This window comes from Benzoatithermus flavus (assembly GCF_037908215.1).
Lineage (GTDB): Bacteria > Pseudomonadota > Alphaproteobacteria > Geminicoccales > Geminicoccaceae > Benzoatithermus > Benzoatithermus flavus.
Genome location: NZ_JBBLZC010000091.1, coordinates 1 through 702 on the forward strand (window position 1 = coordinate 1; position 702 = coordinate 702).

Genomic DNA, 702 nt, shown 5'->3' on the forward strand with positions numbered 1-702 from the left:
GCGGTCCCCGGCAGACATTGCAGCATTGCTTGCAGCCAAAGACCGGAGACTCGCTGGCCCGACGGCGCCGGCGGAAGGATTGTATTTATGGCGGGTGTACTATGATGATGAGTTTTTCGCCGTCAGTTGACCGGTGGTAAACACCGTGTTCGAAAGTCGTCTCACGCTTTTAGATGACAAAAAACCGGGGCGCCATAAGTGAAGACAACGAGTCCCCGTGTAACATCTTCTTGACATTGGCGTTCCGGCAAGCTATTATATCATATGGCATGTATTTTCCACGATTAGCCCCGGACAGCAATCGTGTTGAAATAAACAACTTTACTTGTTCATTTTTCTTTTTAGGAGGGAACTACATTGCGTACGACTTATATGGCGAAACCGAATGAAGTAGAGCGTAAATGGTACGTTGTCGACGCAGCCGGCAAAACGTTGGGTCGTCTGGCCAGCGAAGTCGCAGCGCTGTTGCGCGGCAAACATAAACCGACATTCACTCCGCACGTTGACTGCGGGGATCATGTGATCGTCATCAATGCTGACAAAGTGGAACTGACAGGGAAAAAGTTAACGAAAAAATTGTACTATCGCCACAGCTTATATCCAGGCGGTTTGAAAGTGAGAACGGCGCTCGAAATGCGCACGAATTATCCGGAAAAAATGATTGAACGGGCGGTGCGCGGCATGCTTCCAAAAGGCAGCCTT

The 702-nt window shown here is 49.6% G+C and carries 1 protein-coding gene and 1 pseudogene; both read left to right on the forward strand.

Going from position 1 to position 702, the window contains the following annotated elements; all coding sequences use genetic code 11:
- A pseudogene (locus tag U1T56_RS24210) lies at nt 1-130 on the forward strand (tRNA pseudouridine(38-40) synthase TruA); the annotation flags it as partial.
- Between the two features lie 227 nt (nt 131-357).
- Nucleotides 358-702: 50S ribosomal protein L13 (gene rplM, locus U1T56_RS24215; protein WP_418162049.1), on the forward strand; the 345-nt coding region annotated here is incomplete at its 3' end.